This is a genomic window from Pseudomonas sp. D5(2026) (assembly GCF_057766845.1).
This window is the reverse complement of sequence record NZ_CM173421.1, coordinates 1,934,943-1,953,692: the sequence shown is the minus strand read 5'-3', so window position 1 is coordinate 1,953,692 and position 18,750 is coordinate 1,934,943. Positions and strand designations below refer to the sequence as shown.

The window sequence follows — 18,750 nt, the reverse complement described above, 5'->3', positions numbered from 1 at the left end:
GCGATCACCCAGGCAATGACGGTGGTCCTGCTGACGCATTCGCGGGCAAGCCCGCTCCTACAGGGGTCAGCGATTAGGCTTTGAGCTACGGTGTTACCCAATTTCCAAGAACAAGAAGGTGCCCCAGCATGCATTACCCCTCCCTGAACTTCGCCCTGGGCGAAACCATCGACATGCTCCGCGACCAGGTGCGCACCTTCGTCGCCGCCGAACTGGCCCCGCGCGCCGCGCAGATCGACCACGACAACCTGTTCCCCGCCGACATGTGGCGCAAGTTCGGTGACATGGGCCTGCTGGGCATCACCGTACCGGAAGAGTACGGCGGCGCTGGCCTGGGCTACCTGGCCCATGTGGTGTCGATGGAAGAAATCAGCCGTGGCTCCGCCTCGGTGGCGCTGTCCTACGGCGCCCATTCCAACCTGTGCGTCAACCAGATCAACCGCAACGGCACCCATGAGCAGAAGCTCAAGTACCTGCCCAAGCTGATCAGCGGCGAGCACATCGGCGCCTTGGCCATGAGCGAGCCCAATGCCGGCTCCGACGTGGTGTCGATGAAACTGCGCGCAGAAAAACGCGGCGATCACTACGTGCTCAACGGCAGCAAGACCTGGATCACCAACGGTCCCGACGCCAACACCTACGTGATTTACGCCAAGACCGACCTGGACAAGGGTGCGCACGGCATCACCGCGTTCATCGTCGAGCGTGACTGGAAGGGCTTCAGCCGCAGCAACAAGTTCGACAAGCTGGGAATGCGCGGGTCCAACACCTGCGAGCTGTTCTTCGATGGCGTGGAAGTGCCGGCAGAGAACATTCTGGGCCAGCTTAACGGCGGCGTGCGCGTCCTGATGAGCGGCCTGGACTACGAACGTGTGGTGCTGTCCGGCGGCCCGACCGGCATCATGCAAAGCTGCATGGACCTGGTGGTGCCGTATATCCACGACCGCAAGCAATTCGGCCAGAGCATCGGCGAGTTCCAGCTGATCCAGGGCAAGATTGCCGACATGTACACCCAGCTGAACGCCAGCCGCGCCTACCTGTATGCCGTGGCCCAGGCCTGCGACCGTGGCGAGACCACCCGCAAGGACGCTGCCGGCGTGATCCTGTACACCGCCGAGCGTGCCACGCAAATGGCCCTGGAGGCGATCCAGATTCTTGGCGGCAACGGCTATATCAACGAATTCCCGGCTGGCCGCCTGTTGCGCGACGCCAAGCTGTACGAAATCGGTGCCGGCACCAGCGAAATCCGCCGGATGCTGATTGGCCGCGAACTGTTCAACGAAACCCGCTGAACATAAGGGACGGGCGCACATGGCTACCTTGCACACCCAGATCAACCCGCGTTCGGCAGAATTCGCCATCAACAGCGCGGCCATGCTCGAGCAGGTCCAGGCCCTGCGCGGCCTGCTCGCCCAGGTTGCCCAGGGCGGCGGGCCCAAGGCTCAGGAACGTCATACCTCACGTGGCAAGCTGCTGCCGCGCGAGCGTATCGACCGCCTGCTGGACCCGGGCTCGCCGTTCCTCGAGATCGGCCAGTTGGCCGCCCATGAGGTATACGGCGAGGACGTGCCGGCTGCGGGCGTGATTGCCGGCATCGGCCGTATCGAGGGCGTCGAATGCATGATCGTGGCCAACGACGCCACGGTAAAAGGCGGCTCGTACTACCCGCTGACCGTAAAGAAACACCTGCGTGCACAAACCATCGCCCTGCAGAACCGTCTGCCATGCATCTACCTGGTGGACTCCGGCGGCGCCAACCTGCCACGCCAGGACGAAGTGTTCCCCGACCGTGAGCACTTCGGGCGCATCTTCTTCAACCAGGCCAACATGAGCGCACAAGGCATCCCGCAGATCGCCGTGGTGATGGGCTCGTGCACCGCTGGCGGCGCTTACGTGCCGGCCATGGCCGACGAAGCGATCATGGTGCGGCAGCAGGCGACCATCTTCCTCGCGGGACCGCCGCTGGTAAAAGCCGCCACCGGTGAAGTGGTCAGTGCCGAAGACTTGGGGGGCGCCGATGTGCACTGCCGCACCAGTGGCGTCGCCGACCATTATGCCGACAACGACGAACACGCCCTGGCCATCGCGCGACGCAGCGTGGCCAACCTCAACTGGCACAAGCTGGGCAAGCTACAACGCCTGGCACCGGTGGCACCGCTGTATGCGGCCGATGAGCTGTACGGCGTGGTGCCGGCCGATGCCAAACAACCGTTCGACGTGCGCGAGGTGATCGCCCGCCTGGTCGATGGCTCGGTGTTCGATGAATTCAAGGCGCTGTTCGGCACCACCCTGGTGTGCGGCTTCGCCCATCTGCACGGCTACCCGGTGGCCATCCTGGCCAACAACGGCATCCTCTTTGCCGAAGCCGCGCAAAAAGGTGCGCACTTCATCGAACTGGCCTGCCAGCGCGGCATCCCGCTGCTGTTCCTGCAGAACATCACCGGGTTCATGGTGGGCAAGAAGTACGAAGAAGGCGGCATCGCCAAGCACGGCGCCAAGCTGGTCACCGCTGTGGCCTGCGCCCAGGTGCCGAAGTTCACGGTGATCATCGGCGGCAGCTTTGGTGCCGGCAACTACGGCATGTGCGGCCGCGCCTACGACCCGCGCTTCCTGTGGATGTGGCCTAACGCGCGGATTGGCGTAATGGGCGCCGAACAGGCCGCCGGCGTGCTGGCCCAGGTCAAGCGTGAGCAAAGCGAACGCAGCGGCCAGCCATTCAGTGCCGAAGACGAAGCCAGGCTCAAGCAGCCGATCCTCGACCAGTACGAGCGTCAGGGCCACCCCTATTATTCCAGCGCCCGCCTGTGGGACGACGGCGTCATCGACCCGGCACAGACCCGCGACGTCCTCGGCCTGGCGTTGTCTGCCGCGCTGAACGCGCCGATCGAACAGAGCCGCTTCGGCATTTTCCGGATGTGACCCATGAGCGATTTCAGCACCCTTGAAGTGATCCGCGACCCGCGCGGCTTTGCCACCCTGTGGCTAAGCCGCGAGGACAAGAACAACGCCTTCAACGCGCAGATGATCCGCGAGCTGATCGTGGCCATCGACCAGTTGGCCGAAGACACCAGCCTGCGCTTTGTGCTGCTGCGCGGCCGTGGCCGGCACTTCAGCGCCGGTGCCGACCTGGCCTGGATGCAGCAGTCGGCACAACTGGACTTCAACACCAACCTGGATGATGCCCACGAGCTGGGCGAGCTGATGTACGCCCTGCACCGCCTCAAGGCCCCGACCCTGGCCGTGGTGCAAGGCGCCGCCTTCGGTGGCGCGCTGGGCCTGATCAGCTGCTGCGACATGGCTATCGGCGCCGAAGACGCCCAGCTGTGCCTGTCGGAAGTACGCATCGGTCTGGCCCCGGCGGTCATCAGCCCGTTCGTGGTCAAGGCCATTGGCGAACGCGCCGCGCGCCGCTACGCCCTCACCGCCGAGCGCTTCAGCGGCGTACGGGCCCGCGAACTGGGCCTGCTGGCCGAGGTATACCCGGCCAGCGAACTGGACGACCACGTCGAAGCCTGGGTAGGCAACCTGCTGCAGAACAGCCCACAAGCATTGCGCGCCACCAAGGACTTGCTGCGCGAAGTGGACGACGGCGAACTCAGCCCGGCCCTGCGCCGTTACTGCGAAAACACCATCGCCCGCATCCGCGTCAGCGCCGAAGGCCAGGAGGGCCTGCGCGCTTTCCTGGAAAAACGCCGCCCTGCCTGGCAAACCGTTGACAAGAAGGAGCCGCGCCCATGAGCCGCCCCGCTTTGACCACCCTGCTGGTCGCCAACCGCGGCGAAATCGCTTGCCGGGTGATGCGCACCGCCAAGGCCATGGGCCTGACCACTGTCGCCGTGCACAGCGCCACCGACCGTGACGCCCGTCACAGCCGCGAAGCCGACATCCGCGTCGACCTGGGCGGCACCAAGGCTGCCGAAAGCTACCTGCTGGTCGACAAGCTGCTGGCCGCAGCCAAGGCCAGCGGCGCCCAGGCTATCCACCCCGGCTATGGCTTTCTGTCCGAGAACGCAGGTTTCGCCCGCGCCATCGAGCAGGCCGGGCTGATATTCCTCGGCCCACCGGCCAGCGCCATCGACGCCATGGGCAGCAAATCGGCAGCCAAGGCGCTGATGGAGGCCGCCGGCGTGCCGTTGGTACCGGGCTACCATGGCGAGGCCCAAGACCTGGACACCTTCCGCGCCGCGGCCGAACGCATCGGCTACCCGGTGCTGCTCAAGGCCAGCGCTGGCGGCGGTGGCAAGGGCATGAAAGTGGTCGAGGAAGAAAGCCAACTGGCCGACGCCCTGGCGTCGGCCCAGCGTGAGGCACAGTCGTCGTTCGGCGATGCGCGCATGCTGGTGGAAAAGTACGTGCTCAAGCCACGTCATGTCGAAATCCAGGTGTTTGCCGACCAGCACGGCAACTGCCTGTACCTTAACGAACGCGACTGTTCCATTCAGCGCCGCCATCAGAAGGTGGTGGAAGAGGCCCCTGCGCCCGGCCTGTCGCCCGAACTGCGCCAGGCCATGGGCGAAGCGGCGGTGCGTGCCGCCCAGGCTATCGGTTACGTGGGTGCTGGCACCGTGGAGTTTCTGCTTGATGCACGTGGCGAGTTCTTCTTCATGGAGATGAACACCCGCCTGCAGGTGGAACACCCGGTCACCGAGGCCATCACCGGCCTGGACCTTGTTGCCTGGCAAATTCGCGTGGCCTGCGGCGAAGCCCTGCCGATCACACAGGAACAGGTGCCGCTGATCGGCCATGCCATCGAAGTGCGCCTGTATGCCGAAGACCCGGCCAACGATTTTTTACCCGCGACCGGTAAATTGGCGCTGTACCGTGAATCGGCGCCTGGCGAAGGCCGCCGGGTGGACAGCGGGGTCAGCGAAGGCGATGTGGTGTCGCCGTTCTACGACCCGATGCTGGGCAAGCTGATTGCCTGGGGTGAAAACCGCGAACAGGCACGCCTGCGCTTGCTGGCCATGCTCGACGAGTTTGCCATTGGCGGGCTGAAGACCAACATCGCCTTCCTGCGCCGCATTCTCGCGCACCCTGCGTTCGCGGCGGCAGAGCTGGACACCGGCTTCATTCCCCGCCACCAGGATGTGCTGCTACCGGCGCCACGTGCGCTGCCTGCTGGCTTTTGGGAGGCGGCAGCCGAAGCCTGGCTGCAGGGCCAGGCGGGGCATCAGCGCGATGACGATTGCCATTCGCCTTGGAGCGGGCGTAACGGCCTGCGCTTGGGCCTGCCGGCACGCAGTAGCTTGCATCTGGTAAGCGCCGGACAAGATCAGGCAGTGGCCTTGGAACGTAGCGCTGCTTCTACCTGGCAGCTGCAAGGTGAGCAGTTGGTGCATGACCAGAACGGCGTGCGTCGCCAGCATCTGGCAACCCGTCGGGGTGGCACGCTGTACCTGCACTGGGATGGCGAAATGCATGCCATCGAAGCCTTCGACCCGATTGCCGAGGCCGAAGCCAGCCACAGCCATCAGGGTGGGCTGGGTGCGCCCATGAACGGCAGTATCGTGCGGGTGCTGGTCGAACCTGGGCAGGTGGTGGAAGCCGGTACTGCGCTGGTGGTACTGGAGGCCATGAAGATGGAGCACAGCATTCGTGCGCCGCATGCCGGCACGGTGAAGGCGCTGTTCTGCCTGGAGGGGGACATGGTCAGCGAAGGGACTGTGCTGGTCGAGCTGGGTGAGTGAGGCGGGGGCGCTTGGCTTGAGTTCTGGGGTGCCTTCGAGATCGAGCGCCGCCCGCGCGGCGCATCGCGAGCTGCGCTCGCTCCTACGTTTGTTTCGGGCCAGTCATTCCTGTGGGATTTGCGCGCGTACGCCTTGGCGCATGGCTTGATATCGCGTCGTACAAACAAAACGGTCGCGCGCGTCTGCCACAGGCGTTACTGGCCCGAAACAAACGTAGGAGCGAGCGCAGCTCGCGATGCGCCGCGCGGGCGGCGCTCGATTTCTGCCACCCCCTAAAACCCACGGCAAACACACCCGGCCATTGCGCAACGTCATGCCAGGCGGTGTGGCCTTGAGGGTATGGCGGTAGAGGTGCGTCGCCTGGGAGACCGAGCGCCGCCCGCGCGGCGCATCGCGAGCTGCGCTCGCTCCTACGTTTGTTTCGGGCCAGTCATTCCTGTGGGATCTGCGCGCGTACGCCTTGGCGCATGGCTCGATATCGCGTCGTACAAACAAAGCGGTCGCGCGCGCCTGCAACAGGCGTTACTGGCCAAAAACAAACGTAGGAGCGAGCGCAGCTCGCGATGCGCCGCGCGGGCGGCGCTCGATTTCTGCCACCCCCTAAAACCCACGGCAAACACACCCGGCCATTGCGCAACGTCATGCCAGGCGGTGTGGCCTTGAGGGTATGGCGGTAGAGGTGCGTCGCCTGGGAGACCGAGCGCCGCCCGCGCGGCGCATCGCGAGCTGCGCTCGCTCCTACGTTTGTTTCGGGCCAGTCATTCCTGTGGGATCTGCGCGCGTACGCCTTGGCGCATGGCTCGATATCGCGTCGTACAAACAAAGCGGTCGCGCGCGCCTGCAACAGGCGTTACTGGCCAAAAACAAACGTAGGAGCGAGCGCAGCTCGCGATGCGCCGCGCGGGCGGCGCTCGATCGCGCGGGTGCCCTAAAAACCAAGACTTGCCCCCACCAGCCCCACCAACAACTCAAACCCTTTCAAAAGGCCCCATGTACCCGCACCACCACTCCCAGAAACGCGCAGCCTTCTTCACACAAAACCGTCGGATAGCGCGTATTCAGTGGCCTGAGCATCTTGTCTCCACCCTCTTCGACCAACTGCCGCAATACCGCCGGGCGCCCCGGCTGCCGTGCAATGACCAACCTGCCGGGCTGTGCCTCCAGCCCGGTATCCACCAGCACGCGCATGCCCTCGGGCACGCTCTTACCACTGGCCGCATTCATCGAGTCGTTTTCAACCACCAGCCAGAACGCATTGCCAGCGGGCATATAGTCCGTCTGCTCATGGGACGTGCTCGTTTCAGGCAATGGCCCCTGCAGGTCAGCCCAACTCAGCACCGGGAAGCGGAAGCTGGCATAGAGCAGCGCCTCGGCTGAAACCGGCTGCTCGGCCGTATAGAGCCCTTGCGCCTCACGCACGATGTCGCGCTCGACCACCATGACCTGGGCTTCCAGAAACACCAGCCCAAGCTTCTCCAGCTTTTCATTGATGGTTTCCAGCGTCGGCCGACGCGTGCCACGCAGCCAATGCCCCACGCCCCCCTGCGTCATGCCCAGGCGCTCGGCCAGTTGGAGCTGACTGAGGTTATGTTCGCGCTTGTAGCGCTTGAGAAATGCGTTCCAGTTTTCCATGAGCGGCAACAATACGGACTGTATTAACCGCTGCAATACACAATCTGAATTATTTATTTGGAACTACATAGTACAGCTTGACCTATTCTGTGATTCCAGTGTGCTTGAAGGGAAATCAGCAGGTATTGCCATGAAACCATCGAAAAACGACGAAACAGATCTCGACAGCGAAGCCGCACGCCGCGCGCTCGACTACTACCTCAACCCCAACCCGCCGCGGCCTACCCTGGACAACAGGATCTGGACCCTGCACGAGGGCGTAACCGGCGACCAGGCCCAGGAACACGCCATCGCCCTGCTGCGCTGCGCTGCGGCCACCGCCCAGGAAACCGCTACACACCAGCACGGCAGCCAGCGCGAACTGACCTTCGCGTTGATGCACATGATGGACATGGCTCGCGCACTGCTGGAGCACAAACGCACCGAGTGACCGGGTTTACAGACAAGAGAGAAGGGAGAAAACGTGATAGCCAGGTAACGGCAAAGGCCCCGATTGCCGGGACAAGGAAGCGCGCCGGTAAAACTTTTTTACCGGATTAGCGAAAATTCATTTGACTGGCAAATGATAACGATTATTATTGCACTCAGCTGATCGCGAGATCCGCTGGATAACCTGAAAGCTTAGGTCGCTCTCAGATTATCTCCTCATCAGGCTAATCACGGTTTTTGACCCGGCTTTTTGCCGGGTCTTTTTTTTGGCTCTTCAGGCTAATGAAGATCATGATGGCGCGCATGATAACAAAGGTGTTTCAGGGCGTGAACGCTCGTTACAAAACTTTGCGGAATCAGCACTTGAGAATCAATCTCGTTTAATCTACGCTGATCACGCATCACGGAAGATGCCCCCTCCTCCCCTTTATAGAGCAAGGAGCTGTCCATGACCCGTCTGCTGCTGCCCCTTGAACACCCCACTCCTGCTGCCGAGCATGATGCCGACGACGCCCTGCTGCATGCACTGAAGCGGCTACCACGGCGCGTACAGCAAGTATTCCTGCTCAACCGCCTCGATCGGCTGGACTTCGCCAGCATCGCTGTGCGCCTTGACCTGCCACTGGCGAGTATCGAGCGCAACATGGGCCAGGCGCTGCAGGCTGGCCGCTCGCGCCGGGATGTGCTGACGAGCGTGGCCGGGCAATGGTATGTGCGCTTGCAGAGTCCGCAAGTGACGGCGTGCGAGCGTATCGACTTCCGCCGCTGGCTGGATGCCGATACGGCGAACTTGCAGGCGTTTCACGATACGGAACTGCGGTGGCGCAGCCTGCTGGCGCCGGCACGGCAATTGGGCCATGACGGCTGGTATCGGCAAGGCCGGGCGGCGCTGTCGCTGGGCGGCTGCTCGGTTGCGGTCGGGCTGGGCGTGGCGGCGTTGGTGCTGGTTGGGTTCTGGGCGTGATCAGCGCTTCAGCATGCCTGTACGTCCCTGCCCCTGAGCATGCACCGTGCGCATGCCCGACTTCAGTTGCTCGATAGCCTGGGTACAGACATGCCGTGCCTGGGCTCGCTCTTCGTTTTGCACCGCCTCCTGCCTACATGACAGGCACATCCGCCTGTTCGGCCAACGCCACCCTGACTGGCTGTTGCAACAACCCTCGGGGCAACCGAAAACCTTTGAACGGTTGTTGAGTAATTGGGTTGAAGGCCTTTTCCGCGTTCAGCCTGTAGCGCATCACACCATCACCTGTTTTGAAGCTCAGGTCCACGCTGGTTGCCGTACGCCCATTGAGCGCACCGCGGCTCAGCAGGCGAAACATCGACCAAGGCCCTCGATACTCCAGGCTGCTGCTATTGCCGTTCTGCCTGAGCAGGGTCAGGTTGCTGCGCACGTGTTGCCCCAAGGTATTGGGCCAGACAATACCGGTGATCTGGCTTGGGCCGTGGGTGTAGGAAATCAGCTGGCCATCCAGATCCAGCAGGCTGGTGCGTTGATTTGCACTAAGCCCCAACGGCTCGATACTGAACTGCACGCTGAGGTTACCGCGCTGATCAAAGAACGTTTCGCGGATGCGATCGGCCCGTTCCAGCTGCTCGATCACATCGGTACGGATCAGGGATCGCCCCTGCAAACCATCCTGCAAGGCTTCCAGATTGTCCTTGAGGAAAAGCTTCAGATATTGATCCTGGAACTGCTGCAGTCGCCCCTTCGGCCCGAAGAACGCCTCAAAGTCTTCCAGCGAAGCGTCGGGTGCCCTGACTACGAAAGGGTAGCGCTCTGCCAGGCGCTGCTGGAAGAAGCTGTAGACTTCAGCATCCCATCGCCGCTCCAACTCGCGCAACGCTTCAACGTTCAGCACCTGCGCCGTTTGATCTGCCACCTTTCTAACGTGATGATTGATTGGCTCCGGCAAGCCAGTGGCAACGCGTTGCAAGGTGCCGATGGGGTCGTGCCCGGTCATTGAAAAGCGTTGATGCACTGCGTGCAGCGCAGCCTTGCCTCGGTCTGGGCTACCCTGTACCGCCTTGGCATAGTCGTGGACGGCGACTATGGCTGCGTGGGTTTCATCGTAGTAGCTCGGTTTTTCGCCTGCAGCGTGCAACATGGCGCTCAAGCCTGCAAACGCCCGCTGGATGACCAGCGCCTGTTGTTGCTCAGGCTTGCTGTTGACCGAAACTGGCGAAGGGGCCTCATCCGCCACGCCAACATTAACCGGTGATAACAGCGAACTGTTGTCGCGAACCGTCTCCAGCAATCGGTGCAACGGCGCCGCTGGCCCAGCCAACTGTTCAAGGATCGTGACGCCATGATCCAGGTCTCGAAAATCCGCCACGGAGAATGCGTTCAAGGCGCGGCGCCAGCTGTCGATGTAGTCGGCGCTGTACAGGTTGCGCAGGCGCTCGTTCAGCGCAGCCTGGTCGGCATCGGAGTAATCCAGTTGAGCACGTTCCCCCAGTACCCACTGGTCGATCATGGCCATTTCCGTAAAGCGCTGACTACGCGGTTCAAAGTACTCCTTGAAGCCTTTGGCGGTGAGCATTGGCGCCAGCAAAACACCATTGTCGCCCTGGCTCGAGCCGGAAGACAGCTGGTAAACGACATCGAACGCAGGCCCCACCTGATGACGCAGGTCCAGACCGGTATGCAACTGTTCCTGGGCCTGCTGCTTCAGGCCCGCATACACGCGTTGTGGCAACGGCACCTTACGCAATGTCTGCTGCACGTGGCTGACACGCTGGCGATACTGCGGCAGGTCGGTATCCGCGTAGGCCAGCGCATACTTCAGGTGCCGCATGAGGTCTCGTTGCAGCTGCCCCTGGCCGGGGAAGGCCTGTTGCCATTGTTGCGCCATCCAGTCCTCGACCCATTCCGCTCGACGGTTCCGGCGATCCTCAAGCATCCGGTAAACCCGGAGCGCGGTCATTTGCTGCTCGCTGCCGGGGGGCGCCGCATCCATGGCCTCGATCACGCCGCTGGCCAACGCAGGCAAGAAGCGCCTGGACAACAAGCTGAGGTACGCCTCATCCACGGTCGGCCCGATGGTACGGCCCTGGTACAGCCCCAGATCAGCAACACCCGGCCACGCAGCGCGGTAGTCGCCAAACACTGCTACCGCATCGCGGATCTGGTCCAGCGGCTCCAGCAAGTTGCGCCCGGTCGGGTCCAGACGCTGATCCACTTCGTGATGGCTGTACTCCCGGCTCTTGGCCAGCACGCTGGCGGCCTTGACGCCATTGATGTCGAAGTAACGATGCCAGCTGGCGATGGCGACGCAGAAGGCCAGAACGCCTACAGAAGAACCCACCCACAGCAGTTGGCGCTTGCGCCGAGCCACCCTGACGTTATCGCCGGCAAGGCCGGCCTCTTTGTAGATGACCCGTCCAAAGGCCTGTTGAATGAAGTAGGCCAACGCCTTGCCCTGCGTCTTGCCCTCAACCAAGGGGAGGCTGGTCTTGTAAGGCTGCGCCGCCTCACGGACAAAGGCGTTGCGCACGTCACCGTGCTGGACGACTGACGACCAATACACACCGCGCACCAGCGCCGGGGTGGTGAAACGGTCACTTGCCAAGGTCTCGCGCAGAAAGCCCAACAGTACTGGGCGCAACCCGAGCAACTGCCTATGCAGTGAGTAGAGACGTGAACGCAACGCAGGGCTACCCGGCACGTCCAGCTGATCGATCACCTGCTCGAACAGCTGCTCCAGCAACCGATCGTAATGTTCGCCATACTCGCCTAGCCAAGCGTCGAAGGTATCGACCGCATCCAGCTTGAACGTGAATCCAAACAGGCTGTTGCGCTTGGCGGCCGAAAGCTTGCTGTAGAATTGGTCGAAGCCGTCCAGCAGATCGAATTTGCTCAACACGACATAAAGCGGCAAGCGCGAGCCCAACTGGCTGCTCACCTCGTAAAGACGTGTGCGCAGCAGGTGGGCAAGGGCCGTGCGTTGCTCGACGGTACCGTGCAGTAGCGCAGGCAGGTCGACAACCAGCACCAGGCCGTTGAGGGCTCTCTGGCTTCGATTGCGCTGCAGCCAATCCAGCAGATGCTGCCACAAGTTGGCTTGGGTTCCAGGCGGTACCGAGGACTCAGCGTCACTGGAGCCACTGCTCAGCGAATCTACGGGACCGTTCTGGCTGATAAAGGCACCGGGCGGGTCGATGATCACCGCATCATTGCTGATCCACCATCCCACGGGGTAGGCGAGCGCCTGCGCAGGCCGGCCTCGTGCCTGGGCCTTGTCGATGCGGGTCAACGAGAAACTTTGATCGGTGCAGTCAATAAAGCTGCTCTTGCCGGCCTGCCTGGCGCCCAGCACGAGGTACCACGGCAATCGGTACAGCGCGCGACGCCCACCGGCATTGTCCAGATAGCGTGCGAGCGCTTGGCTCAACCCCTTCTCTTGTGCGTGAACGAACGGTAGCGCCGGGTCCGCCTCGGCGTCCATTGCCTGCTGACGCTCTGCTTGCAAGCGGCGAAAGCGCGTTCTCAACACGACCAACCAGCACAACAGCACCATCAACAAGAGCACCAGGCTGGCCACACTACGATGCACCACACTGGCCAACGGCTGCTGATCGCGCCACGTCCATTGCGGGCCGAGCCACCAGATGGCAACCAGCATCAGCACAGCACCAAGCCCAAGTAGCAGCGGCATTGCCAGACCGATACGGGTCATGAGCGGCCAGCCCCAACGTTTGAGGTACTTCCAGAGTTGATTCATCGAGGCTCCTGCTCCTTGTTCCGATCGGCCAGCACGTGGGAGGACGCGTATTGTTGAAGCCGCTGGAATACCTCGGGCTCCCAGTCGCTGGCGGTGGTTTGCTGCATCGTTCGCGCGACCCCGGCGCACAGGTCCTGGGCTAACCAGGACACGCCTCGTGCGGCCAACAGATCAGCTGCGATGACGGTGGTATGACAGCGCTCGCGAGGGGCTCGAAAATCTGCCTGCATCCCCTGCAGCCTTAGCAACACCGGTTCTACGCCGCCGCTTTCCAGCTGGCTGACCAGTTCTTCGCGAAGGCTGGCGAACTCTTGGGAGGCTGCCGCTTGCTCGGACTGCCCGTCTGCCCTTTTGAGCCAGGCCAGGCATTGGTCGTCGACAAACACCTGACCGTCGCTGAAGCACAGCTGCTGCAGCGCTGGCATGCGCAGCACGAAACGAGCGGTCGCCGCACGGATGGCCTCAGCCACTTCGCCCATCGCCAGCCGCGACGCGGCGGTCGCGGCAAGAAAGCTGCCGCGAATCCAGAAGGGAGAAGCCGTCACACTTTTTTCAACTCGCTGGAGCAACGCCGCGTCGATTACGGTGCCGGCGATGGCATCCTCGTAGTCACTGGCAATATCCCGTGGTACTGCCATCAACTCTGTACGGCTGCCCTGCCGGGTTTGCGGTGCGGCCTGAATGTGGGCCCACAGGCCGAAGCGGCGCAGTTGATAGCCGGTAGGGTCGTACGGGTCCTGCTGGTTGATCAGCTCGGCCATGCTCAACATGGCTCGGCGCGTCTCGCGCTCGTTACCGATCGACATGCGGGGTTTTGGCGTGGCGATGACATCAGCCTGCGGCGCAGGTTGCGGGCTCTCCACCGGCGCCTTGGGCGCATCGCGCTCGCCAATACCATTGGCAAGCGCCGTGTGTTTGTGCAACAGGCGCTCCAGCTCACCCAGAACAGCCGGGTCAAGCTGGGCAGCTTGCTGCTGACACATCAAACGGGCCAATGCACGCTTCGCCGCTGCGGCGTGAGCCGCGGTGTACGTGAAACGATCAAGGCGCGGCAGCGCATCGATCAAGCGATTGAACAACAGGCCAACGATCTTGCGCTTGGTCAGGAAGCCTTTCGGGCCAGGCGTTGGATGAGCGGTTTCCCAATAGTTGTCGATCATTCCGCCCAGCAACGCCAAGGTGAACCCCCAGCGCTCCCAACAGCCACTGCGCAGCCACGCAACGCTCAAGTGCGCGACGATCCGCAGATGCTTGCACTGTCGCTCCAGGTACTGAGCAGAGGCCTCCTCGATGTAGTTCCAGTCGATAGACGCTTCCTGCAGCCCACCCAGCTTGACCATCTCCTGGTCAATGGCCTGGTAGGTTTCGTCTTCCACATCGAACAGTCCCGCCGGCACCTGGGTATCGATGGGTGCGAGCAACCGTGTGACTTCTTGCGCCTCGACCTCAGCTACCAGCGACATGTCTTGCGAGCCTCGTCGATAAGCGGGTCCAACCCCTGAGCGTCAAAAACGAGTCCATCAACGGCAGGGTTGTCGCTCTCTACGTGAATGCGATGGGCCCCGATCAATTGCCTGATCTGCTCGATACCCGGCAAGCCTCTGCCGGCGTCGAGCACTTGGCCGTTTTCCATCACTTGCCACGGTGTGGGTACAGTAGCGCCCCGCTCCCCTAGCAACCGTACCTGCACTCGGCTGGCATCGACGGGTTGGGCGGTGACCAGTTGCAACCTCGAGATGTTCTGCACGCAGCTGATGATCAGGTACGGCTACGACCTCAAAAGCATCAATGCCCGGGGTAAACACACCCACTTCCGCTACGACGCACGTGGTTATCTGGTCGAAAGCGAACGTCCAGGCGGTCGCATTGACCGCTATGAAATTGATGTCGCTGGTCAACTGACGCGCTACGTCGACCCTGCCCAGAAAACCCTGCAATTTCGCTACGCCCCCAGCGACCGTTTGGTCGAAACCGGGGCAATAGCCGAGATATAAAATTCAGGCATAAAAAAAGAGGCCTTGAAGGCCTCTTCTTTTTGATCCCAGCGACACACTGAGGATCGAATTTGGAGCGGGAAACGAGACTCGAACTCGCGACCCCGACCTTGGCAAGGTCGTGCTCTACCAACTGAGCTATTCCCGCGTCGTGATGGGTGCCATTCTAGCGATTTCTAAAACAGCGTCAACCCCTTGATTCAAAAAACTTTTATTTTTTTTCCGAACCTTCGCGCAGGTGCGGCCAGGCGGCCAACAGGTAGTGCACCATCGACCAAAGCGTCAGCCCCGCTGCCACCAGCAGCAGCCCGTAGCCCAGGATCACCCAGAACGTTACCGCTGGCGGGTTGCCCAGCAGGATCACCAGCGCCAGCATCTGCGCCGCAGTCTTCCACTTACCGAGGTTGGACACCGCCACATGTGCTCGCGCCCCTAGCTCAGCCATCCACTCGCGCAGCGCAGACACCACGATCTCGCGACCGATGATGACCGCCGCCGGCAGGGTCAGCCAGAAGTTGGCGTGGGTCTGCACCAGCAGCACCAGAGCCACTGCCACCATCAGCTTGTCAGCCACCGGGTCGAGGAAGGCGCCGAACGGCGTGCTCTGCTGCAGTCGACGCGCCAGGTAGCCGTCCAGCCAATCGGTGGCGGCGGCAACCGCGAATACGCTGCTGGCAGCCATGTAGCTCCACTCATAGGGCATATAGAAGAGCAGAATGAAGCACGGAATGAGCAGGACGCGTAGAACGGTGAGCAGGTTTGGAATATTCATCGGTACGACTGGCCGCAAGTTGAGCCCGGCATTCTACTCGCTATGCAGGCTGGCATAAATTGATTCGGCAAGCTTTTTACTGATGCCGGGGGCTTTGGCGATTTCATCGATACTGGCGCGGTTGAGCTCCTGCAAGCCGCCGAAATGTTTCAGCAGATCGCGGCGGCGCTTGGGCCCTACCCCAGCCACATCTTCAAGGCTGGAGACTCGACGGGCCTTGCCACGGCGGGCACGGTGGCCGGTGATAGCGAAGCGGTGGGCTTCGTCGCGGATCTGCTGGATCAGGTGCAAGGCCGATGAATCGCCCTTGAGGGTGAATTCGTGATGCACATCGTTCAGGTACAGGGTTTCGAAACCCGCCTTGCGTGTGACGCCCTTGGCCACACCGAGCAGGGTCAGGTCGGTGAAGCCCAGCTCCTGCATCACATCGCGGGCCATGTTCAGCTGACCCTTGCCACCGTCCACCAGCAGCACGTCGGGCAACTTGCCCTCACCGTCCTTGATGCGCCCATAGCGACGGGTCAGGGCCTGATGCATGGCCGCGTAATCGTCACCTGCGGTGACGCCTTCGATGTTGAAGCGGCGGTAGTCGGACTTGATCGGCCCTTCAGGGCCGAACACCACGCAACTGGCCACGGTAGCTTCACCACTGGAGTGGCTGATGTCGTAGCATTCCAGGCGTTGCGGCACTTCATCCAGGCCCAGCACTTCGGCCAGGGCCTCGAAGCGCGCAGCCATGTGCTGGCGGTTGGCCAGGCGGGCATTCAGCGCCTGCTCGGCATTGGTCACTGCCAGTTGTTGCCAGCGGGCGCGGGTACCACGCACCCGGTGGCTAATGGTCAGTTCGCGGCCACGCAGCGTGTGCAGTGCTTCGGTGATGGCATTGAAGTCTTCGTGCACAACATTGACGATCAACTCGCCGGGCAGCTCGCGCTCTGCGTTGCCCAAGTAGTACTGGGACAGGAATGCGGCCATGACCTCGGCCACCTCCTCCTCGATGCCCACCTGCGGGAAGAAGTTCTTGCTGCCCAGTACTCGCCCGCCGCGCACGCTGATCAGGTGCACACAGGCGCCACCCGGGTTGACGAAGGCGGCGATGACGTCGACATCACCGCTGCCGCCCTCGATGTACTGCTGGTCCTGCACGCGGCGCAACAGGGCGATCTGGTCGCGCAGCTCGGCGGCTTTTTCGAAATCGAGGGCCATGGCGGCCTTCTCCATCTCGGCGTTCAACTCATTGCCCAGTTGCTGGCTACGCCCTTCCAGAAACATCACCGAATGGCGCACGTCCTCTGCGTATTCCTCGGCAGTCACCAGGTCGGTGCAGGGCCCTTTGCAACGTTTTATCTGGTATTGCAGGCAGGGTCGGGTGCGGTTGGCGTAATAGCTATCTTCGCACTGACGCACTGAAAAAGCCTTTTGCAGCAGGCTGAGGCTTTCGCGAATGGCCCCGGCGCTGGGGTACGGGCCAAAATAACGGCCCTTGGCCTTCTTTGCCCCTCGGTGAATGCCCAGGCGCGGAAACTCGCCATCGGACAGAAACACGTAGGGGTAGGACTTATCGTCGCGCAGCAGGATGTTGTACGGCGGCCGCCATTCCTTGATCAGGTTCTGCTCCAGCAGCAACGCCTCGGTTTCGTTGGCGGTGATGGTGGTTTCAACCTGGGCGATGCGCGCAACCAGCGCGGCGGTCTTGGGCGCAAGGCCAGTCTTGCGGAAATAGCTGGCCAGGCGCTTCTTCAGGTTCTTGGCCTTGCCCACGTAAAGCAGCCGGGCTTCGCCGTCGAACATCCGGTAAACGCCCGGGCGACCGCTGCAGGTCGCCAGGAATGCGCTGGCATCAAAGACTTGGGACATGAGGTTTTACAGGCTTGCGTCAACCATACCGTGGCGAACGGCCAGCAAGGTCAATTCGACGTCACTGGTGACCGAGAGTTTTTCAAAGATCCGATAACGGTAAGTATTGACGGTCTTGGGCGAGAGGCACAACTTGTCGGAGATGATCTGCACCTTCTGGCAGCCGACGATCATCAGGGCAATCTGGATTTCCCGTTCGGACAACGCGTCGAACGGAGAGCCCTGCGGCTGGAACGGTTTCAGCGCCAGCTGCTGGGCGATCTGCGGGCTGATATAGCGCTGGCCGGCAAAGGCCAGACGAATGGCTTGGACCATTTCGTCAAGGCCCGCACCCTTGGTCAGGTAACCGGCAGCGCCGGCCTGCAACAAGCGTGTGGGGAACGGGTCTTCCTCGCACACAGTCACCGCCACTACCTTGATGTCAGGGTGGCTGCGCAGCAGTTTTCGGGTGGCCTCCAAGCCGCCGATGCCGGGCATTTTTACATCCATCAGCACAACGTCCGGCTTCAGCTCCCGGGCCAGTTTCAGTGCCGACTCGCCCGAGTCTCCCTCACCCACCACCTGCAGGCCGTCGATGTCGGCCAACATCCGTGTAATACCGGTTCGTACCAGATCGTGATCATCGACCACTAAGACCCTAATCAAGCACACACCTCGTCAGCAGGGCGATTGGATCCCGCCACCTTAACAAAATTTTTCACGGTGGGCCTAACGCATTGCATCCTTCAGAAACAACTGACGTTCGACGGTGAGAGGCCTCACGATTTGCCGGGGCTTGGCGTCGTTGGCCAACCGCCCCAAAAGGTGCAAGAGCGCCGCCTGATCGTCCAACGGTAATTCCCGAAAAGCCCCCAGCAAACCGGACTCATCCGCGCTCAAACCTTCGAGCGCTGTCGGGGTGCGCAGGCCGCTGAGTACGTACTGCGCATCCACCCCCCTGGCCGCCAATGCCGCCAGGTAATCGACCCGCGGTGTGCGTTCACCGCTTTCGTACTTGCCCTGAGCGTTGGGCTCGACCCCACCGATATCGCCAAATACACGCTGGGTCATACCTAGCCGCTCACGCTCTTCCCGCAGCCGCGGACCGATTCCGTTCATAGAGGCTTCTCCTTTTCCCTAATATCCTCAACACGGTCTACCCGCCTGCAGGCAGCCGTAAACGTTTGGATCCACTATGCCCATGCGCTGCGGTCGCGACAAGCCATCATTTAGCTACTACGTTGATATCCCGCTGCATCCGCACAAAGCAATCGTCTTCACCCATCTCGACGAAGCCGTGACGCTGGTACAGCAGGCGGGCCGGGTTGCTGCGGAACACCATCAGCCGCAACAAGGGAAGGCGCCGCTGACTGGCCCATAGCGCCAGTTCTTCCAGCACCCAGCTACCGACGCCCCGCCCACGGTGTTCAGGCAACAGGTGCAACTCGCGGATGAACAGTGCCTGGCGGTCCTGGCTGAGGCTGCAAAAACCCAACAGGGTGTCGTCTTCGATCACCAGCCACTGCTCGCGCCAGCCCCAGGCTGCGTCGAAGGCTTCTTCGATCCACAGCAGGTCGTATTCGCGGTAGTAGGGCAACATGGCGCGGCGCGTGAGGTCGCGGGCGAAGGTGCAGTGGATGTCTTTGGCGGGAATCAACTGTAAGGGCATCGCATCG

At 62.1% G+C, this 18,750-nt stretch carries 16 protein-coding genes, 1 tRNA gene and 1 pseudogene; 7 read left to right on the top strand and 11 right to left on the bottom strand.

Annotation, left to right across the window (positions count from 1 at the left end):
* The first annotated feature begins 128 nt into the window (after nucleotides 1-128).
* The 4 genes from AC3B5Q_RS08900 to AC3B5Q_RS08885 are packed head-to-tail and all read left to right on the top strand — an operon-like array spanning nucleotide 129 to nucleotide 5,687.
* Nucleotides 129-1,292 (top strand): isovaleryl-CoA dehydrogenase, encoded by a 1,164-nt coding sequence (locus tag AC3B5Q_RS08900; RefSeq protein ID WP_003251317.1) that lies wholly within the window; start codon nucleotides 129-131, stop codon nucleotides 1,290-1,292.
* A 19-nt stretch (nucleotides 1,293-1,311) separates the two neighbouring features.
* Entirely contained in the window at nucleotides 1,312-2,919 is a 1,608-nt protein-coding gene (locus AC3B5Q_RS08895; protein WP_021782113.1) for a carboxyl transferase domain-containing protein, read from the top strand.
* A gap of 3 nt (nucleotides 2,920-2,922) precedes the next feature.
* Nucleotides 2,923-3,738 (top strand): gamma-carboxygeranoyl-CoA hydratase, encoded by an 816-nt coding sequence (locus AC3B5Q_RS08890; protein WP_021782112.1) that lies wholly within the window; start codon nucleotides 2,923-2,925, stop codon nucleotides 3,736-3,738.
* A complete protein-coding gene (locus AC3B5Q_RS08885; protein WP_021782111.1) occupies nucleotides 3,735-5,687 on the top strand; it encodes an acetyl/propionyl/methylcrotonyl-CoA carboxylase subunit alpha in 1,953 nt (650 codons plus the stop codon). Before AC3B5Q_RS08890 ends, AC3B5Q_RS08885 begins: the two co-directional genes overlap by 4 nt.
* A 978-nt stretch (nucleotides 5,688-6,665) precedes the next feature.
* Here AC3B5Q_RS08885 and AC3B5Q_RS08880 read toward each other — a convergent pair.
* Nucleotides 6,666-7,319, bottom strand: a complete 654-nt coding sequence (locus AC3B5Q_RS08880) for a LexA family protein (protein ID WP_003251326.1) — start codon at nucleotides 7,317-7,319, stop codon at nucleotides 6,666-6,668.
* Nucleotides 7,320-7,449: 130 nt separating this feature from the next.
* Between AC3B5Q_RS08880 and AC3B5Q_RS08875 the strand changes: the two genes are divergently transcribed.
* Both AC3B5Q_RS08875 and AC3B5Q_RS08870 read left to right on the top strand, forming a co-directional pair.
* Nucleotides 7,450-7,749 carry a DUF6124 family protein gene (locus tag AC3B5Q_RS08875; RefSeq protein ID WP_003251328.1) on the top strand — a complete coding sequence of 100 codons (300 nt, stop codon included), beginning with the start codon at nucleotides 7,450-7,452 and terminating at the stop codon, nucleotides 7,747-7,749.
* 447 nt (nucleotides 7,750-8,196) lie between these two features.
* The gene (locus AC3B5Q_RS08870; protein ID WP_101196177.1) at nucleotides 8,197-8,712 is read left to right on the top strand and encodes a DUF4880 domain-containing protein; all 516 of its coding nucleotides are present in this window, start codon (nucleotides 8,197-8,199) and stop codon (nucleotides 8,710-8,712) included.
* Here the strand turns inward: AC3B5Q_RS08870 and AC3B5Q_RS08865 are convergent, their stop codons facing one another.
* From AC3B5Q_RS08865 to vasI, 4 genes and pseudogenes are all read right to left on the bottom strand, one after another.
* Entirely contained in the window at nucleotides 8,713-8,835 is a 123-nt protein-coding gene (locus AC3B5Q_RS08865) for a hypothetical protein (RefSeq protein WP_258035630.1), read from the bottom strand.
* A gap of 10 nt (nucleotides 8,836-8,845) precedes the next feature.
* Entirely contained in the window at nucleotides 8,846-12,472 is a 3,627-nt protein-coding gene (gene tssM, locus AC3B5Q_RS08860; RefSeq protein WP_274101848.1) for a type VI secretion system membrane subunit TssM, read from the bottom strand.
* A complete protein-coding gene (gene tssA, locus AC3B5Q_RS08855; protein ID WP_103444686.1) occupies nucleotides 12,469-13,935 on the bottom strand; it encodes a type VI secretion system protein TssA in 1,467 nt (488 codons plus the stop codon). Before tssA ends, tssM begins: the two co-directional genes overlap by 4 nt.
* Nucleotides 13,923-14,240: pseudogene (gene vasI, locus AC3B5Q_RS08850) on the bottom strand (type VI secretion system-associated protein VasI); the annotation flags it as partial. The pseudogene vasI and the gene tssA, both read right to left, overlap by 13 nt.
* Here vasI and AC3B5Q_RS08845 point away from each other — a divergent pair.
* Nucleotides 14,188-14,466: a hypothetical protein gene (locus tag AC3B5Q_RS08845; RefSeq protein WP_488392986.1), complete on the top strand. Its 279-nt coding sequence runs from the start codon at nucleotides 14,188-14,190 to the stop codon at nucleotides 14,464-14,466. The pseudogene vasI and the gene AC3B5Q_RS08845 sit on opposite strands and share 53 nt — an antisense overlap.
* Before the next feature lie 72 nt (nucleotides 14,467-14,538).
* Here AC3B5Q_RS08845 and AC3B5Q_RS08840 read toward each other — a convergent pair.
* The 6 genes from AC3B5Q_RS08840 to AC3B5Q_RS08815 form a co-directional block, all read right to left on the bottom strand.
* A tRNA-Gly gene (locus AC3B5Q_RS08840) sits at nucleotides 14,539-14,614 on the bottom strand.
* Between the two features lie 63 nt (nucleotides 14,615-14,677).
* On the bottom strand, nucleotides 14,678-15,238 hold the full coding sequence (gene pgsA / locus AC3B5Q_RS08835; protein WP_021783204.1) for a CDP-diacylglycerol--glycerol-3-phosphate 3-phosphatidyltransferase: 561 nt from the start codon (nucleotides 15,236-15,238) through the stop codon (nucleotides 14,678-14,680).
* A gap of 33 nt (nucleotides 15,239-15,271) precedes the next feature.
* Complete coding sequence (gene uvrC / locus AC3B5Q_RS08830; protein WP_064493178.1) at nucleotides 15,272-17,095, bottom strand: excinuclease ABC subunit UvrC; 1,824 nt, start codon at nucleotides 17,093-17,095, stop codon at nucleotides 15,272-15,274.
* Nucleotides 17,096-17,101: 6 nt separating this feature from the next.
* Nucleotides 17,102-17,740 (bottom strand): response regulator transcription factor GacA, encoded by a 639-nt coding sequence (gene gacA, locus AC3B5Q_RS08825; protein WP_003251380.1) that lies wholly within the window; start codon nucleotides 17,738-17,740, stop codon nucleotides 17,102-17,104.
* Nucleotides 17,741-17,803: 63 nt separating this feature from the next.
* Complete coding sequence (locus AC3B5Q_RS08820) at nucleotides 17,804-18,193, bottom strand: helix-turn-helix domain-containing protein (RefSeq protein ID WP_103462287.1); 390 nt, start codon at nucleotides 18,191-18,193, stop codon at nucleotides 17,804-17,806.
* 106 nt (nucleotides 18,194-18,299) lie between these two features.
* Nucleotides 18,300-18,743 carry a GNAT family N-acetyltransferase gene (locus tag AC3B5Q_RS08815; protein WP_021783207.1) on the bottom strand — a complete coding sequence of 148 codons (444 nt, stop codon included), beginning with the start codon at nucleotides 18,741-18,743 and terminating at the stop codon, nucleotides 18,300-18,302.
* Nucleotides 18,744-18,750: the final 7 nt, after the last annotated feature.